General features: G+C 72.0%; 13 protein-coding genes. 5 read left to right on the top strand and 8 right to left on the bottom strand.

Features of this window, described 5'->3' with window-relative positions; all coding sequences use genetic code 11:
* Positions 1–52: 52 nt before the first annotated feature.
* The 3 genes from ACIOHC_RS18765 to ACIOHC_RS18755 all read right to left on the bottom strand — a co-directional run bounded on the left by ACIOHC_RS18765 (position 53) and on the right by ACIOHC_RS18755 (position 3,842).
* Entirely contained in the window at positions 53–1,600 is a 1,548-nt protein-coding gene (locus ACIOHC_RS18765) for an exopolysaccharide biosynthesis polyprenyl glycosylphosphotransferase (RefSeq protein WP_389636732.1), read from the bottom strand.
* Between the two features lie 343 nt (positions 1,601–1,943).
* Positions 1,944–2,945 carry an MASE1 domain-containing protein gene (locus tag ACIOHC_RS18760; protein WP_365688946.1) on the bottom strand — a complete coding sequence of 334 codons (1,002 nt, stop codon included), beginning with the start codon at positions 2,943–2,945 and terminating at the stop codon, positions 1,944–1,946.
* 66 nt (positions 2,946–3,011) lie between these two features.
* On the bottom strand, positions 3,012–3,842 hold the full coding sequence (locus ACIOHC_RS18755) for a PP2C family protein-serine/threonine phosphatase (protein WP_401843236.1): 831 nt from the start codon (positions 3,840–3,842) through the stop codon (positions 3,012–3,014).
* A 166-nt stretch (positions 3,843–4,008) separates the two neighbouring features.
* Here ACIOHC_RS18755 and ACIOHC_RS18750 point away from each other — a divergent pair, with 166 nt between their 5' ends.
* Together ACIOHC_RS18750 and ACIOHC_RS18745 are read left to right on the top strand one after the other, a co-directional pair.
* Complete coding sequence (locus ACIOHC_RS18750; RefSeq protein ID WP_351080250.1) at positions 4,009–4,308, top strand: DUF1876 domain-containing protein; 300 nt, start codon at positions 4,009–4,011, stop codon at positions 4,306–4,308.
* A gap of 138 nt (positions 4,309–4,446) precedes the next feature.
* Positions 4,447–5,568, top strand: a complete 1,122-nt coding sequence (locus ACIOHC_RS18745) for an XdhC/CoxI family protein (RefSeq protein WP_351080252.1) — start codon at positions 4,447–4,449, stop codon at positions 5,566–5,568.
* Positions 5,569–5,671: 103 nt separating this feature from the next.
* Here ACIOHC_RS18745 and ACIOHC_RS18740 read toward each other — a convergent pair whose 3' ends face one another.
* From ACIOHC_RS18740 to ACIOHC_RS18730, 3 genes are all read right to left on the bottom strand, one after another.
* Positions 5,672–7,375, bottom strand: a complete 1,704-nt coding sequence (locus ACIOHC_RS18740; protein ID WP_401843234.1) for an acyl-CoA dehydrogenase family protein — start codon at positions 7,373–7,375, stop codon at positions 5,672–5,674.
* A 66-nt stretch (positions 7,376–7,441) separates the two neighbouring features.
* Positions 7,442–8,053 carry a TetR/AcrR family transcriptional regulator gene (locus ACIOHC_RS18735; protein WP_401843232.1) on the bottom strand — a complete coding sequence of 204 codons (612 nt, stop codon included), beginning with the start codon at positions 8,051–8,053 and terminating at the stop codon, positions 7,442–7,444.
* Positions 8,054–8,191: 138 nt separating this feature from the next.
* Entirely contained in the window at positions 8,192–10,276 is a 2,085-nt protein-coding gene (locus tag ACIOHC_RS18730) for a SpoIIE family protein phosphatase (protein ID WP_389636733.1), read from the bottom strand.
* A gap of 371 nt (positions 10,277–10,647) precedes the next feature.
* Between ACIOHC_RS18730 and ACIOHC_RS18725 the strand changes: the two genes are divergently transcribed.
* The gene (locus tag ACIOHC_RS18725) at positions 10,648–12,333 is read left to right on the top strand and encodes a PHP domain-containing protein (RefSeq protein ID WP_365688951.1); all 1,686 of its coding nucleotides are present in this window, start codon (positions 10,648–10,650) and stop codon (positions 12,331–12,333) included.
* Positions 12,334–12,382: 49 nt separating this feature from the next.
* Here ACIOHC_RS18725 and pgm read toward each other — a convergent pair whose 3' ends face one another.
* Positions 12,383–14,023 carry a phosphoglucomutase (alpha-D-glucose-1,6-bisphosphate-dependent) gene (pgm, locus tag ACIOHC_RS18720; RefSeq protein WP_365689093.1) on the bottom strand — a complete coding sequence of 547 codons (1,641 nt, stop codon included), beginning with the start codon at positions 14,021–14,023 and terminating at the stop codon, positions 12,383–12,385.
* A 228-nt stretch (positions 14,024–14,251) separates the two neighbouring features.
* Here pgm and ACIOHC_RS18715 point away from each other — a divergent pair, with 228 nt between their 5' ends.
* Both ACIOHC_RS18715 and ACIOHC_RS18710 read left to right on the top strand, forming a co-directional pair.
* Positions 14,252–14,734: a GNAT family N-acetyltransferase gene (locus ACIOHC_RS18715; protein WP_365688952.1), complete on the top strand. Its 483-nt coding sequence runs from the start codon at positions 14,252–14,254 to the stop codon at positions 14,732–14,734.
* A 365-nt stretch (positions 14,735–15,099) separates the two neighbouring features.
* Positions 15,100–15,417, top strand: a complete 318-nt coding sequence (locus ACIOHC_RS18710) for a cupin (RefSeq protein ID WP_351080262.1) — start codon at positions 15,100–15,102, stop codon at positions 15,415–15,417.
* Here the strand turns inward: ACIOHC_RS18710 and ACIOHC_RS18705 are convergent.
* On the bottom strand, positions 15,407–16,672 hold the full coding sequence (locus tag ACIOHC_RS18705) for an MFS transporter (RefSeq protein ID WP_351080264.1): 1,266 nt from the start codon (positions 16,670–16,672) through the stop codon (positions 15,407–15,409). The two genes, ACIOHC_RS18710 and ACIOHC_RS18705, sit on opposite strands and share 11 nt — an antisense overlap.
* Positions 16,673–16,734 lie beyond the last annotated feature (62 nt).

Here is a 16,734-nt window from a genome sequence, read left to right as displayed (position 1 = left end):
CGGCCCCGTACGGCCGGTGGTCTCGTACTCCTCGCATCGACCGCCGCCGTTCTCAGTAGGCTCCGCGGCCGTCGGTGACGGCGCGCAGCGTACGGGCCATGAGTCCCATGTCCGTGGCCACCGACCAGTTGTCGACGTACCACAGGTCCAGCGAGACGGTCTCCTGCCAGGAAAGGTCCGAGCGTCCGCTGACCTGCCACAGGCCGGTCAGCCCCGGTCTGACCGCGAGTCGTCGCAGTTCGCGCTCGTCGTAGCGGGACACCTCCTCCGGCAGTGGGGGCCGTGGACCCACCAGCGACATGTCGCCCCGCAGCACATTGATCAGCTGCGGCAGCTCGTCGAGCGAACTCCGCCGCAACAGACGCCCGATTCCGGTCACGCGGGGGTCGTGGCGCATCTTGAACATCGGGCCGTCGTTCTCGTTCGCCGTGATCAGCTGCTCCTTGTGGTGTTCGGCGTCCACCACCATCGTCCGGAACTTCCACATCGTGAACGGCCGGTTGTGCTGCCCCTGGCGGATCTGGCGATGGAGCGCCGGTCCGTCGGAGCCGAGTCGCACCGCCGCCCCGATCAGGAGGAGCAAGGGGGCGAGAACCAGCAGACCGAGCGCGGCGCCGACCCGGTCCACGACGGCCTTCAGGGCCGCCTGCGGCCCCCGGCGCAGCGGGGGAGCGACATGCAGCAGGGTCAGCCCGGCCGCGGCGGCCGGTCGTATCCGGCCGGCCGCGATACCGGAGAGTTCCGACAGCACGGACAGTGGAAGCCCACCGTCGTGCAGACCCCAGAAGAGCTGCCGAAGCCGCTCCTCGGAGAGCTGTGGTCCGGGCACCACCAGAGCCAGGTCCGCGTCATGGGCGAAGGCCCCGCCCAGCACGGTCGACGCGTCGTCGTCGGCCGGTGCCGGTGCGAGCCGGCCCGGCACCTGGACCTCGCACCGCAGTGGTGCGGTGCCCACCGGTACGGCGGCCACCACCGTGTACGGGTGATCCGTGCGGGAACCGAGCAGCCGCACCGCTCGTTCCACCCCCGTGGCTTCCCCGACCACCAACACCCGCCGGACGGACCGCCGTTGCCGCGCCGACCATGGCAACCGCAGCGCCCCCCAAGCGGCGACGCCCACCAGCAGGCCGGGCAGCAGCGCCACGACCGCCGTCGCGGGGTCGACCGAATCGCCGGTCATGGTCCGCGCCACGGCGAGCACGCCGATGAGCAGCAGCCAGTCGCCGATCGCGCTCAGTACCCCCGGGGGACCGCCCGGAGGCCGGTCCGCGTACCGGCCGCGCGCGGCCCGCACACCGGACCAGGCGAGCGCTGCCGCAGCCGCGGCGAACGCCGCCCGCGACTGCCCCCCGGCCCGCAGGACGAGCCATGCCGGAATTCCGAGACCCAGAAGCTCGGCGCCGATGACAGCCGGCGGGAACCGGCCCGTCCTGCACTTCGTCGCCGCCGGTTCCGAACGTTCGCGCCCTACGGTCGGCGCCCTCCACAGATCGTCAAGTTCCTTGCTACGAGGCCGATTCGACACAGACCGCGGACGTGGCGCCCCCGCCAGTCCCACCGGTCCTGATCTGTCCGAATCGGGTAGCTCGACATGCCCCATGAACCCCCCAGTCACAGTTGCATCGCCACAAACGGGGCGCATCCGCCGATCCCATGGACTGACGGATGCGCCCACGCTCGGTGCACGATATCCACACACGTGCCATTTCGCTGGAGTTCCAGTGAAGTTCAGACATGCACACTGACTCGGAACTCGTCCCGTTCCGTGCTGGATCTCTTGGTCTGTGTGTGACTGTTCGCATTTGGAGGGTGCTGGATTCGGATGATGTGCGCTGATGGCCGGGTTCGACCCGCAGGATGTGCACCTCGACGACCTCCTGGCAACACCGTTCCCGGCGGCGGGCGGGCTTACGCGCGGCGTTCCGGCCACCCGACGAGCCGCGTCAGAGGCCGTCGGGTTCGTCCTCGGGCCGTGACGGCCAGGCGGCGGTCGGCGCCGCCCTTCCCGGAGCCAGACGTTCCACCAGATCGGCCAGCTCCTCGCAGGCATGCTCGATTCTCCGGCGGATGTTGCTCTGTTCGGTGACGACGGCGGCGAGCAGCAGCGCGGTGAGGGCCACGGAACCGTTCAGTACCGCGAGATTGACCATCACATGAAGGAGGGTGTGGCCCTCGAAGGGGCCCACGCCCTGCGTTCCCGCCACGACCGCAAGGACCGACACCAGGAAGGCGCACGGCGCGCTCCCGGCCAGCTGGAATCGCAGGGCCGCCCAGATGAGCAGCGGAAACACCAGGTAGATCATTGCCAGTGAGCTCCTGGTGGCCACCAGCGACACCGCGACGGAGGCGGCCGCCAGCGCGCTCGCCTCGATCCACCGGTCGGTGATCCGCGGCATCCGCGCCCTGCGCATCACGAGCAGCAGCGGAGTGACCACGAGCACGCCCATCGCGTCCCCTGACCACCAGGCCGTCCAGACCGGCCAGAATCCGCTCAACGGCAGATGGTCGTCCAGCACCAGCATCCATGTGCCCACGGTCGCGCTGATGGCCATGCCGCCCAGCGCACCGAGGAAGACCAGCATCAGGCCGTCGCGCAGCCGGTCCAGTTCCCTGCGGAAACCGGCCCTGCGGAGTATCAGGTAGGAGCAGACCGGGGCCAGTGTGTTGCCCGCCACGACGACGGCGGTGAGGAAGGACACCGAGTCGTCCAGCGTGGAGATGACGCACAGGGAGCCCAGCGCGATACCCGGCCACACACGCGGGCCCAGGTAGAACAGGGCACTCAGCGCGATGCCCGTCGGCGGCCACAACGGGGTGACGACCTCACCGTGGACGGACACGCCGCGGATCAGACCGAGACCTCCGGCCAGGTAGTAGACAGCGGCGACGGCCAGGATGCGCAGTGCGGCCGAGGCCGCACGTCTGGTTCTTTCGCTGCGGATCACACATCTCATCAGACACCCGCCCGGACGGGTGGCGGCTGTGTGACACGCTCGGCCCGGGTCCGGGCCTCACCACTGCCCGGGGACTGCTCCGTGCCGCAGGACGAGCACGGCCGCGTCGTCCCGGTGCCCGGTCCGTTCCGCCGCGCGCAGCACCGCGTCGGCCAGCTCATCGGCGTCGCCCGCGGCCCGGGAGACCACCAGCCGCATCACCGCGTCCAGTCCTTCGTCGACCGGGAACGAGGGCCCCTCGACGACCCCGTCGGTGACCAGGACGAAGGCTCCGGGACCCGTCAGCCTGCGGCGGGTGACCGGATAGCGCTCACCCGCCCGGATCCCCAGCGGCAGACCGCCCTCGTCGGTGGTGCAGCCGTACTGTCCGTCGGTCGTGGCCCACACGGCGGCGACATGACCGGCGCGGGCGCTGTGGAGCTCCCGGGTGACCGGGTCGAGACGGACGAAGGTGCAGGTCGCGAAGAGACCGGAGTTCACCGAGAGCAGCAGATCGTTGGTCCGGCCCACGACCTCGCCGGGGTCCGCGGCGGTGGCGGCTATCGCCCGCATCGCGATGCGGATCTGCCCCATGAAGGCGGCCGCCTCGACGTCATGGCCCTGCACGTCCCCGATGGCGAGCGCCAGCGCTCCGTCCGGCAGCACGAATCCGTCGTACCAGTCGCCGCCGATGTCCAGTCCGCTGCGGGCCGGCATGTACCGGGCGGCGGTCTGCAGCCCCGGTAGCGCGGGCAGCGCCGGAGGGAGCATCTCGCGCTGAAGTGCCTCGGCCAGCTCCACCCGTGCCTGATGCACCTCCACCTCACGGCGTGCCCGTGAGGTGAGCTGTTGCAGGGTGGTGAGCAGTTCACCGGCGCTTGCCGCACGGGGAGGACGACGCCGGTTCATGGGCCGCTCCGCACTCGGTGGAGATGACTTCCCTCATCCTATTTCGACGCTGTGATCTCCGCAGGGCGAGACGGAACGCGCGAACGGGCCCGGCCGGGTGGATCCTGATGGCAGGACCGCGTCGTGGCGGCGCACCGAGTCCGGGCGCGGTCGCAGGAGGTGCTCGATGACCCGCAAGCTGGAGTGGAAGGTCCGTGTCGGTCTGTCCGAGGACGACGGCACGACCAGGGCCGAGGCGGTGCTGGACACCGGCTCCGAGAAGCTCGTCGGACACGGGGTCGCCCGTTGCAACCCGCAGGACGTGGACGTTCCCGCCATCGGTGACGAACTCGCGGCGAGCCGCGCCATGAAGGATGTGGCCGCACAGCTGATGAAGGCCGCGGACCAGGAACTGGAGTCGGTCGGAGCCGGGCCCGCGAGCGGGCCCGTCGCACCGCCGTACGCATGGTCCGACACCACGGCCTGAGCCCGCTCGAAGGCATGGGGCCCGCATTTCGACGGGAGTGCCGGGGCGCGGTGGCGGTGCCCCGGCACACGGACGCGCCCGCCGCCGGGCACGGCCCACGAGCCACGGAGCGGGCAGCGGTGCGAGGGGAGGCGGCCCATGCGTGAGATCCTCCCGGTGCTCAGCCGCTGGTACACCGCCGGGAAGCCGTTCGGGCTCGCCACCGTGGTCGCCGTCAGCCGCAGCGTGCCGCGAGGCCCCGGCGCCGCCATGGCCGTCGGCCCGGACGACGAGGTCGTGGGCAGCGTCTCCGGCGGCTGCGTCGAGGGCGCGGTCTTCGAACTGGCCAAGGAGGTCGTGGAGACCGGCCGGGCCCAGCTGCGTACCTTCGGCTACAGCGACGCGGACGCCTTCGCCGTCGGGCTCAGCTGCGGTGGCGCGATCACACTTCTCGTACGTCCCGTGACGCCGACGTGCGACACCTCCTTCGGCGAGGTCGCCGCATCGGTCGCCGGGCACCGCCCGGTGGTGGTCGCCACCGTCACCGACGGAGCCGGCTTGCGCGGCGCGGCCCTCGCCGTCGGGCCGGACACCGTCTCCGGGTCACTGGGCACGAGCGGCCTCGACGCCGCCGTCACCGCCGACGCGCGAGGGGAACTCGCCCGGGGAGCCACCGGCCTGCGGCACTACGGCCCGGACGGCGAACGGCGTGAGGACGACGTCACCGTGTTCCTCCAGTCCTTCGCGCCACCGCCCCGGATGCTGGTCTTCGGCGCGATCGACTTCGCCGCGGCGGTGGCCCGTATCGGCGCGTTCCTCGGCTATCGCGTGACCGTCTGCGACGCCCGCCCCGCCTTCGCCGACCCACGCCGGTTCCCGGAGGGCGTGGAGGTGGTCGCCGACTGGCCGCACCGGTATGTGCGCGATGCGGAGATCGACGGACGGACCGTGATGTGCGTACTCACCCACGACCCGAAGTTCGACGTCCCGCTCCTGGAGGTGGCCCTGCGCACCCCGGCCGCGTACATCGGGGTGATGGGCAGCCGCCGGACCCACCGGGACCGGCTGGCCCGCCTGCGCGAGTCCGGTCTCGGCGAGGCGGAGCTGGCGCGCCTGCGCTCGCCCATCGGCCTCGACCTCGGTGCGCGCACCCCCGAGGAGGTGGCCGTGTCGATCGCGGCGGAGATCGTCGCGCTGCGCTGGGGCGGTACCGGGCGCCCGCTCACCGACACGACCGGGGCGATCCACCGGCCGCGGCCCGACACCCGTGCGCCCGCGTGAGCCGTGTGGCTCTCGCCGTGCCATCGCACCGCCCGCCCGGCGCGCCGACACCGCTCCGTCAGGGGCCGGGGCGGCGACGCGGCCGCCCCGGCCCGCGACGGCCTCAGCCGGTCCCGCCGAAGTGCCGCTCCACGATCGCCCCGGCATCGGTGCCGCGCGGCAGCACGCCGTACTGGTGGCCGCGCGTCTCGCCGAGCCGGGCGGCGACGAATGCCTCGGCCGTGGCCGCGGGAGCGTGACGCAGCATCAGCGAGGACTGCAGAGCCAGCGCCATGCCCTCGACCGTCGCGCGGGCGCGGCTCTGGGCTGCGAGCGGGTCGCTCAGGTCCTCGGCCAGGTCACGGCGCACTCGGCGGATGTGCGCGTCCAGATCGTCATGGGCGCCGGCCGTGATCTCCAGTTCGGCCCAGAAGGCGTCCAGCGACCGCGGGGTCCTGGCGATGCCCCGCAGCACATCGAGGGCGATGACATTGCCGGAGCCCTCCCACACCGCCATCACCGGCTGTTCGCGATAGCGCCGGGCCAACGGCCAGTCCTCGGTGTAGCCGTTGCCGCCCAGGCACTCCAGCGCCTCGTAGGCGTGGTGCGGGCCGCGTTTGCAGATCCAGTACTTGGACACCGCGGTGGCCAGCCGCCGGAACATCGCCTCGGACTCACCGCTGTCGGCCTCGTACGCGTGCGCCAGGCGCAGGGCGGTCCAGGTCGCGGCCTCCGTCTCCAGCGCCAGATCTGCGAGGACCGCTGTCATGGCCGGCTGGTCGACCAGCCGGGCCCCGAAGGCGCTGCGGTGGTGCGCGTGCCAGAGGGCCTCGGAAACCGACTGGCGCATGCCCGCGGTGGTGCCGAGCACACAGTCGAGCCGGGTGTGGTTGACCATCTCGATGATGGTGGGAACACCGCGTCCGGGCTCACCGATCCGCACTGCCCACGTGCCGTCGAACTCCACCTCGGACGAGGCGTTCGACTTGTTGCCGAGCTTGTTCTTCAGCCGCTGGACACGAATGGTGTTACGGGTGCCGTCGGCCAGCACACGCGGCACGAGGAAGCAGGTGAGCCCGGCCTCGGCCTGGGCCAGGACCAGGAAGGCGTCCGACTGCGGGGCCGAGAAGAACCACTTGTGGCCGGTCAGCAGGTGGGCCCGGCCCTCGGGGTCGGAGGCCAGCGGGACCGCCCGGGTGGTGTTGGCGCGGACGTCGGAGCCGCCCTGCTTCTCGGTCATCCCCATGCCGAACGTCAGCCCGGACTTGCTGCCCGGGGCGATCGGCCGCGGGTCGTACGAGCGGCTGAGCAGCCCCGGCAGCCAGTCACGTCCGACATCCGGGTCGCGCTGCAGGACCGGGACCACGGCATGCGACATGGACATCGGGCAGCCGTGGCCGGGTTCGATCTGGGCGAACAGCATGAACGAGGCAGCCCGCGCCACCGCCGCCCCGGGCTTGGGGTCGGCCCAGCCCGCGGTGTGCGTGCCGTGGCTCACCGCCGCGCCGATGATCTCGTGGTACGCGGGGTGGAATTCGATCTCGTCGACGCGGTTGCCGTAACGGTCGTGGGTGCGCAGGACGGGCGGTGAGGTGTGGGCGAGCTCCGCATCGACCTGGAACCGCTCGGAACCGACGAGGGTGCCGATGTCGTGGAGCTCCGGCTCGTGCCAGGCCGCGCCGAAGGTTCGGACGGCCTGTACGAGCGGCAGATTGGTGCCGTACTCGTCGAGGCCGGTCCGGGGCGGTGCCTGGTTGGTGACCTCATGGGTGGGGTGCGGCGCCGGGGACTCGGGCCGAAGGCCGGTCCGGTGCGTGGTGACGGTCATCGCGGGTTCCTGTCCTGGGTCGACGGTCGGACGGCGGGGAGTGGGGCGGCTGTGTTCGGCTCGCGATCAGGTGCCGCCGGCTCCGACCGCCCTCAGGCACAGCGTGGTGATGCCCTCGACGAACGGCGCCGGGTCGGCCCGCTCGCCGACCGGCGACAACGGGCCGAGCAGCGCCTCGCCGACCGCCCCGATCACGGCGGCGGCCGACAGTCGCGCATTCTGCGCGGGCAGTTCACCCGCGGCGACACCGGCGGCGACGGCCGATTCCGCGAGGGCGTGATAGCCGCGCCGGTAGGTCAGGCGCTCCTGCTCGACGAGCGGATCGACGGGCTCGGCCAGCAGCGTCCAGGCCGTGCGCGGGGCACTCAGCGCACGGTACGAGAAGACCTCGACCAGGGCGCGCAGCTGCTCGGCGGCCCCGCTCCGTGCCCGCACGGCCTCCTGCACCGCGCTGAGCTCGTGCCCCGCGACATGGCGGAAGACCGCGGCGAGCAGCTCCTGCTTGGAGGCGAAGTGGTTGTAGACGCTGCCGGTTGCGACGCCGGCCCGGTCGGCGAGCGCGGAGATGCTGGCCGCCGCGTATCCGCCCTCGGCCAGCAGCTGCCGTGCGGCGTCCAGCAGCCGTTCACGGTGAGCGATCCGCGTCGCCTCCGTGCGGGCGGTGGGTCGGTAGGCCACGATGTTCTGAACCTCGATTCATATCTTCCTCTGCCACTCAAGCACGGTCGGCCTTCAGGTGCAATGGCCCGTCGCCGGCCGTGCGCACCACGGCCATGGGAACGGGTGCCGAGTGCAGAGGGTGACGCGTGAGGAGGGTCAGGACCCGTCTGCCGTGGACGGGATCTCCTGCTCGGTCCACAGGGCCTTGCCGTCCTGGCCGAACCGGGTGCCCCAGTGGGTGGCGAGCTGGGAGACGATGAACAGTCCGCGCCCGCCCTCGTCGACGGTGCGCGCATGGCGCAGATGGGGCGACACCCGACTGCTGTCGTGCACTTCGCAGGTGAGCGTGCGGTCCAGGATCAGCCGCAGTTGCAATGGGGCGGTGCCGTAGCGGACGGCGTTGGTGATCAGTTCGCTCACGATGAGTTCGGTCGCCTCGATCGTCTCCGCGTCGAGGTTCCAGCCGTCGAGCCGGTCGCGTACGAGCGTACGGGCGATGGCGGGAGTGGTCCGGTCGTGGGCCAGCTCCCAGGTGGCGACCCGGTCGGCCGGGACGACGCCGGTACGTGCCAGGAGAAGAGCGGCGCCCTCCAGGTGGACCTCGGCCGGAAGGCTGTAGACCACGTCGTCGCACAGGTCCTGGAGGCCGCGGCCGGGGGCCGTGAGTGCGTCCCGTACCCGGGTCGGGACCCCGCGGGGCAGCGGCGTGCCGGCGAAGAAGGCCAGAACGCTGCCCTCGTCGAGCTCGAAGGAGGCGGTGGCGAACGGTGAGCTGTCGTCGGAGAAGAGCCGTGGCCCTTCCGGCACGTCCAGTACGGTCGTGGCGCCGTCGGGCGTGACGAGACCCGGCATCGGATCGCCGGCCCGCGCGATGGTGCACATACGGGTGAACGGGTCGTAGACGGCGTACATGCAGGTCGCCGTGACGGATTGTCCGTGCACCCAGTCGCCGGGCGGCAGCGCGGCCCGCTCGGCGGCCAGACGGTCGGCGGTGTCGGTCAGCCGGGCCAGTACCTCGTCGGGTGCCAGGTCGAGACCGGCCAGCGCGTGGATGACGGTCCGCAACTGCCCCATGGTGATGGCGGTCTGGAGACCCGGACCGTCCACGGCCCCGACGATCAGGGCGGTGCGTGCGCCGGAGAGGCCGATGGCGTCGAACCAGCTCCCGCTGTTGCGGCCGGGCAGCACGACGTGTGCCGTCTCCACGCCGATCCGGGCACCGTCGAGCTGGGGAAGGAGCCGGCGCTGGACCGTCGATGCGATCACATGGTCGCGCTCGTACCGCCGTGCGTTGTCGATGCTCAGCGCGACATGAGCGGCTGCCGTGAGAGTGAAGGGGAGATCGTCCTCCTCGAAGGGCTCCGTTCCCCGGCACCGGTAGAAACTCACCAGACCGAGGACCGCGCCGTGCAGCTTCAGCGGGACGACGATCAAGGAGTGGGCCCCGGTCGCCTCGATCAGCCGGGCGCTGTCGGGGTCCGCTTCGAGCCAGGCCGTCCGGGGAGTGATCCGGACGAGCCGGGGCCGCAGGTCCGAGGCGGCCAGCGCGTAAGGGGTACGTCCGGGCAGCCGGCGCATCTCTCCGACGAGACCGCCCCGGTGGCCGTGGGCACCGGGACCTCGAACGGCGGCCCGGCGCAGCGGGAAGTCGGGCCCCAGAGGGCCGAGCGGCGGATCCGAACCGCGCAGGACCTCCTCCACCACCTCGACCACGGCGAAATCGGCGAACACCGGGACGACGGCCTCGACGAGGCCCTCGCAGGCCGCTGCCACCTCCAGTGACCTGCCCACCTTCGTGCGCACCGCGGCGAGGCACGCCGCCCTGGTACGCGCCTTCTCCTGCTCGTCGACATCGACGACGGCGGCCAGCAGCCCAAGGGCGTGTCCGTGCGGATCGTCCAGCCGGTAGACGGAGACCATGAGACTGCGGTCGGGGCCCGGGGCGTCCAGGAGCCTGCCGCGGATCAGCCGTTCGCGCGTGGCCACGCCGCTGGCCAGTACTTCGCGCAGCATCCGCTCCGCCCTGTCCGGCTTTTCGAGCCGGTACGCGTCGGTGAAATGACGCCCCACGAGGAGGTCACCGGAGACCGCGTCGGAGCGCGGGTTCGCCCGCACCACCCGCAACTCCGTGTCCAGCACATGAAGGCCGACCGCCGACTGGCTGAAGAGGGTGTGCAGCAGCGCCGCCCCCATCCTGTCGAACGGCGTCGTGACAGGGTCCGGCGCACCGGCGTCCGACACGGACTCACCCCCATCAGGCTCCGCCACCGCCCGAATCGGTGGGTAGGGACAACCGTCGACGCGATCGGCGCGCTCCGCCACCGGTCAGCGGCGTCCGGGTGACATACGCCCGGATCCGGGAGGCCCGGTCAGGGGTCGGCGAGTGCACGCCGAGCGGCTCCGGGGCATGCCCATCCGCACCGCGGCCTCACCATGCCCGGCTCGCACCCGGACGGTCCGCCGCCGTGCCCACCGGCGCGCCGCTGGAGCGACCCCCGCCCGTCGGGCCCGGTTCATCCGATGGTTCCGGAATCAGGAGATCCTCCGGGCGGCGGTCCTGCGATCCGGGCCCCGGGCCGCAGCCGCCCCCGCACGAAGGAGAACGTCGCGTCATGTCCCACCCCGTGCCCGAATGGGCCGACCCCCGGGTACCCGCTCAGTCACTCGACCCCCAGGGACTCAGCCGGCGCGCGTTGATGCGCCGTGCCGGGCTGTTCGGCGCCGCCTTCGCCGCCGCGTCGCTGCCGCTGCCCGCGCTGGCCGACCAGCGGGCAAGCCGGTCCCAGGGAAACGGGCAGGGCCACGCACACGGGCAGGCCCCCGACCTGGTGTATCTGGTCGGTGATCACCACAACCACTCCGTCTACAGCCACGATGCCAAGTACACCTTCTCCCAACTGGCCGCGGCGGGGCAGCGGTTCGGTCTCGACTGGATGGTCTTCACCGAGCACAGCAACTTCGGGCACGCCGAGTTCGGCGCCGCGCGCGAACACCAGGAGATCCTCAAGGCCCGCGCCGACAACAGGCGCATGCTGATCTTCCAGGGGCTGGAGTGGTACATCCCCGGTGCCGAGCACTGCACCGTCTTCTCGCCGCCCGGACGGCACGAGGTCGAGCTCCTCACCCGGTTCGAGGAGGCCTTCGACGGCAAACTGCTCGGCTACACCGCCGGTGCCCCGGCACACCCCGACACCCCGCGCAACGAGGCGCACGCGGTCGAAGCCCTCAAGTGGCTGGCCGAACAGCGCCGCACCCGGTACGTCGACGACGTACTCGTCCTCGCCAACCACCCCATGCGGCTCGGCATCGACTCCCCGCACGAGATGCGTGCCTGGCGCGACGCGGCCCCCGGGATCATGATCGGCATGGAGGGCGCTCCGGGTGCCCAGGCCGGGGCGATCCCGGGCTGGCACCCTGACACCAACATCCGCGGCGAATACACGAATTCGCCGTCCGCCGACTCCTGGCCCGGCTACCCCCGGGAGGCGTACGTCACCTACGGCGGCTTCGACTGGGCGACCGCCACCGTCGGCGGCCTGTGGGACGCGATGCTGGCGGAGGGCAAGCTGTTCACCATCACCTCCAACTCGGACGTCCACCGCGTCGCCCAGGACACCTGGGTCAACGGCCCCTGGCCGCCCGGCCAGAGCTTCGACGACACCGGTCACGTCCCCGACCCGTACGACACCACCGAGCCGCAGCCCGGCGGCGACTTCTGGCCGGGCCAGTTCAGCCGCACCCATGTCGGCGTCACCCGGTACGGCTACCGGGACGTGATGGAGGGACTGCGGGCCGGCCGGGTCTGGGTCGACCACGGCCATCTCATCGACGGCATCGACGTCAAGGTGCGAGGCGAGCACGGCAACAGCGCCACCCTCGGCGGCCGGCTGCGCGCCAGGCGTGGCGAGAAGCTCACCCTCACCGTCACGGTGACCGCCGCCTCCCGCCGCAATCCGCACGGGCTGCTGCCGAGCCTGGAACACGTCGACGTCATCCGCGGCGCCGTCCGCGGCCCGGCCGCCGACCCCGACGACTGGCACGCCCCGGACACCCGGCTCGCCCACACCAGCGACGTCTCGGGGCGCCGCGGCACGTACACCCTGCGAATCCCCGTCGGCCGTGCGGACGAGCCGTTCTACCTGCGGTTGCGCGGCAGCGACGGCAGGCGGCACGGAAAGGGGTTCCTCGGCGCGGCGGTCGACCCGCACGGACCGCTCCCGCACGAGCCCGGCAAGGGCGATCCGTGGCTGGACACCTGGTTCTACACCAACCCGGTCTTCGTGGACATCGTGCGCTGACCTCCCGTCCGGAGCCGTCCGGAGCCGCCCGGGGCGGCTCCGGACGCGCTCAGGCGTCCAGGGCTGCGGAGACCACCGCCCTGGCCTCCTCCTGCACCCGGCCGAGATGGTCGGTGCCCAGGAACGACTCGGCGTAGATCTTGTAGACGTCCTCGGTGCCCGAGGGGCGGGCGGCGAACCAGGCGTTCTCGGTGGTCACCTTGATGCCGCCGATCGGTGCGTCGTTGCCGGGCGCCTTGGTGAGCACGGCCGTGACCGGCTCGCCGGCCAGGGTGTCGGCGGTGACCTGTTCGGGGGAGAGCCGGGCGAGAACCGCCTTCTGCTCGCGGTCGGCGGGAGCGTCGATCCGGGCGTACGCCGGTTCGCCGAACCGGGCGGTGAGCGCGGCATAACGCTCCGAGGGGGACTTGCCCGTCACCGCGAGGATCTCCGCGGCGAGCAGTGCAAGAATGATGCCGTCCTTGTCGGTCGTCCACACCGATCCGTCACGCCGCAGGAACGAGGCCCCGGCCGATTCCTCGCCGCCGAACCCGATCGCTCCGTCGAGCAGTCCGTCCACGAACCACTTGAAACCGACCGGCACCTCGACGAGTTCACGGCCGAGACCGGCGGCGACCCGGTCGATCATGCCCGAGGAGACCAGTGTCTTGCCGATGCCGGCGGCGGCCGGCCACCGCTCGCGGTGGGCGTACAGGTAGTCGATGGCGACGGCGAGGTAGTGGTTCGGGTTCATCAGCCCGGCGTCGGGGGTGACGATGCCGTGCCGGTCGGCGTCGGCATCGTTCCCGGTCGCGATCCGATAGCGGTCGCGCTGCCCGATCAGCGAGGCCATCGCGTACGGCGAGGAGCAGTCCATCCGGATCCTTCCGTCCCAGTCCAGCGTCATGAACCGCCAGGTGGGGTCGGTCAGCGGATTGACCACGGTCAGATCGAGGCGGTGCTGTTCGGCGATGCGGCCCCAGTACGCGACCGACGCGCCGCCCAACGGGTCGGCGCCGATCCGCACCCCGGCCGAACGGATCGCGTCCAGGTCGAGCACGGACGGCAGGTCCGCCACATAGCTGCCGAGGAAGTCGTACGTCCCGGTGGTCGACGCCGCTCGCGCGCGGGCGTAGGGCAGTCGGCGCACGTTCTTCATGCCGTCCGCGATGATCTCGTTGGCCCGCTCCTGGATCCAGCCGGTGGCGTCGGACCCGGCCGGGCCCCCGTTCGGCGGGTTGTACTTGAACCCGCCGTCGCCGGGCGGGTTGTGGGACGGAGTGACCACCACACCGTCGGCGAGGTGCGCGGTCCGGCCCCGGTTGTGGGTGAGGATCGCGTGCGACACCGCCGGAGTGGGGGTGTAGCCGTCGGCCGGGTCGACGAGCACGGTCACGTCATTGGCGGCGAACACCTCGATGGCGGTGATCCGGGCCGGTTCGGACAGCGCGTGGGTGTCGGCGCCCAGGAAGAGCGGCCCGTCCGTGCCCTGCCGCGCCCGGTACTCGCTGATGGCCTGACTGGTGGCGGCGATGTGGTCCTCGTTGAACGCGGTGGCCGTGGACGAGCCGCGATGGCCGGAGGTGCCGAACGCCACCCGCTGGTCCGGTTCGGCCGGATCCGGGTGCAGCGTGTAATAGGCCGTCACCAGCCGGGCCACATCGGTGAGATCCTCCGGCCGGGCCGGCTGTCCAGCTCGTTCGTGCGGCATCTGCCACTCCTCGGTGTCGTCGGTCGCTGCGATCTTCCCCTGCGCCATTTTCGCGGGTGGCCCGCGCCGGCCGGCGACTGCCCCGCCGCGGACACGGACGGGCCCGCAGGAGCGGCGCCAATTCGGTGGAGACACCGACGGGCCCCGGCATATGTTCGTCCACGACGACGAACAGCTCACCGCCGACCGCGACAAGTGGCGGGTTCCGGCCGCACGGGAAGAGACGCAATGGCACCGAACGAGTCCGCGCCGACCGACCGCATCGTATTGCGCCAGGCCGCCACCGAGGACGCGGAGCCGCTCACCGGGCTCTTCCTCGCCTCCCGCGCCGCGGCCATGCCGTACCTGCCGAAGGTGCACAGCGACGCGGACACGCTCGCCTGGATGACCCATGTCGTCCTGCCCGGGACAACGGTGTGGGTCGCCGAGACCGGGGCCGGCGACGCACTGGGGTTCGCCTCCATCGACGGAACCGAGCTGGAGCACCTGTATCTGCGGCCCGACGCACGGCGGCGGGGCATCGGCTCACTGCTCCTGGCCAAGGTGCGCGAGACCGCCCCCGACGAGCTCACCCTCTACGTCTTCCGACGCAACACAGGCGCCCGCGCCTTCTACGAGCGCCACGGGTTCACCGCGATCGCGTTCGACGACGGCAGCCGCAACGAGGAGAACGAGCCGGACGTCAGATACCGGTGGACCGCGAACGGCTGAGCCGGCGCGTCGGCCGGGGCGAACGCGCGGCTGCATCCCGCGTCACCCGGGCGGGCTGTCCGGCCGGTCGGGCTCAGGGCGAGTGGATCGAGGGCGAAGGACGACCGCCCGTGCGTCGCGGACCTGCACCGTCCGCCACCGACCCGGGCACTCAGGCACTCACGGGGCACGGACGCGTGTGCGTCCACGCCGGGCCTCGGCGGTCCTGGGGCGACTCGTTCCGCCGATCGGCTGCGCCGACGCCGTCACCGGGACACTTGGCCCCGCATGCCGGTGCAGCGCCGTTCCCGGGCCCCGGCGGTCGGCGACGCCGGTGGGTCCCGCTCAGGATCGCGAGGGGACGAGGGCTGCGGCACAGTGGGCACATGGACGATCTGAATGCCCTCGCCGACGAGCATCTGGCCGCGGCCCGCACCTCCCCGCACGGCCGCAGCGCCCACCGCCTGCTGCATGAGGAGCCCCTGCGCCAGACCGTCATCGCCCTCACCTCGGGCTCCGCCCTGGACGAGCACAACGCACCCGCCGCGGCCTCCCTCCAGGTGCTGCGCGGCAGGGTGCGCCTCACGGCGGCCTCGGGCGACGTGGAGCTGGGCACCGGCGGACTCCACCCGATCCCGCAGGAGCGGCACGGGCTGCTGGCGCTGGAGGACGCCGTGGTGCTGCTGACGACCGTCAACGAATGACGGCGCCGGTCCCGCGACGCGCGAGGGAGGCCATCCGGATGCGCTCCAGTACCCACAGGACGAGGCTTCCGGCGGCCAGCGCGCCGCCCAGGAGGCAGATGCCGTCCCAGCCCGCATGCGACCAGACCACCGAGGCGAGTGCGGCGCCGGTCGCCCCGCCCATGAAGAAGAGCGTCATGAACCCGGAGTTGATCCGGTTGCGGGCCTCCGGGCGGAGCCCGTAGATCACGTTCTGGGCGCTGTTGAGCCCCGCCTGCTGGGCGATGTTCAGCGAGATCACCCCGGCCGCCAGCCACAACAGGGAGGACTCGCCGGCCAGCAGGGGCAGCCAGGAGAGCGTGAGGAGCGCGGCCGCCGTTCCCGACACGGCCTGCACCCGGCCGCGGTCGCTCAACCGGGCCGCGAAGTTCATGCCCACCACCCCGATGACGCCCACCAGCCCGAAGAGTCCGATCGCCGCCGCGTTCCAGCGGAAGGGGGGCCGGGCCAGCAGGAACGTCAGCGCCGTCAGCTGCACGCTGTACGAGGCCATGGAGAGCGCGCCGATGGATGCCCGCCAGCGCAGCAGAGGTTCCTGCCGCAGCAGGGCGAGTGTGGAGCGCAGGAGTCCGGTGTACGGCATCGGGGCCGTGTCCTGCGGCCGTGGCAGCCGGGGGAGCCGGTTGTGCAGAAGAATCGCCATGACGGCCACGAGCAGAGCGTTCACCCCGTACACGGTCCGCCAGCCGCCGAGCTCGGACAGCGCACCGGAGGCCAGCCGTCCGAACAGCCCGCCGAGCAGGACACCGGACATGACGACGCCGACGGTCCTGCCGCGTTCGGCCGGCGCCGCGAGGGCCGCCGCGAACGGCACCACGACCTGGGCCCCGACGGAGGTCAGCGCGGTGAGCAAGGTCGCGGCGATCAGCAGGGGCCCTGACGGCGCCGCGGCCGTCAGCAGGAGGAAGAGGGCGGTGAGCGCGAACAGGACGACGGCGAGCCGTCGGCGGTCCACGATGTCCCCGAGGGGAACGAGCAGGATCAGGCCCAGCGCGTACCCGGCCTGGGCGGCGGTCACGATCAGCCCCGCCGCGGTGACGCCGATGTGCAGATTCAGCTCGATGATGTCGAGCAGCGGCTGCGCGAAGTAGTTCCCGGCGACCGAGAGACCGGCGGCGACAGCCATCAGCAGGATCAGGCCGCGGCCGGCGACGGGCGGATCGGGGAGAACGCGGGGGACGGCCGTGCTGCGGGTCCCGTGTGTGGAATGAGCCATGTCCCTCAGCCTCGGGGATCCATCATCCATGAGTCCAACACATGTTTTTCATCTCATCGATC

The sequence above is a fragment of the Streptomyces sp. NPDC088252 genome (genome assembly GCF_044740965.1).
Lineage (GTDB): Bacteria > Actinomycetota > Actinomycetes > Streptomycetales > Streptomycetaceae > Streptomyces.
The sequence above is the reverse complement of the archived record's forward strand: the minus strand, read 5'-3'. Positions and strand labels throughout refer to the sequence as shown.

Bases quoted from the DNA above. Each gene is read 5' to 3' on its own strand.
- ACIOHC_RS18755 (WP_401843236.1), bottom strand. From the start codon at position 3,842: ATGAACCGGCGTCGTCCTCCCCGTGCGGCAAGCGCCGGTGAACTGCTC.
- ACIOHC_RS18750 (WP_351080250.1), top strand. From the start codon at position 4,009: ATGACCCGCAAGCTGGAGTGGAAGGTCCGTGTCGGTCTGTCCGAGGAC.
- ACIOHC_RS18740 (WP_401843234.1), bottom strand. From the start codon at position 7,375: ATGACCGTCACCACGCACCGGACCGGCCTTCGGCCCGAGTCCCCGGCG.
- ACIOHC_RS18710 (WP_351080262.1), top strand. From the start codon at position 15,100: ATGGACGATCTGAATGCCCTCGCCGACGAGCATCTGGCCGCGGCCCGC.
- ACIOHC_RS18725 (WP_365688951.1), top strand. From the start codon at position 10,648: ATGTCCCACCCCGTGCCCGAATGGGCCGACCCCCGGGTACCCGCTCAG.
- ACIOHC_RS18745 (WP_351080252.1), top strand. From the start codon at position 4,447: ATGCGTGAGATCCTCCCGGTGCTCAGCCGCTGGTACACCGCCGGGAAG.
- ACIOHC_RS18765 (WP_389636732.1), bottom strand. From the start codon at position 1,600: ATGGGGCATGTCGAGCTACCCGATTCGGACAGATCAGGACCGGTGGGA.
- ACIOHC_RS18715 (WP_365688952.1), top strand. From the start codon at position 14,252: ATGGCACCGAACGAGTCCGCGCCGACCGACCGCATCGTATTGCGCCAG.
- pgm (WP_365689093.1), bottom strand. From the start codon at position 14,023: ATGCCGCACGAACGAGCTGGACAGCCGGCCCGGCCGGAGGATCTCACC.
- ACIOHC_RS18705 (WP_351080264.1), bottom strand. From the start codon at position 16,672: ATGGCTCATTCCACACACGGGACCCGCAGCACGGCCGTCCCCCGCGTT.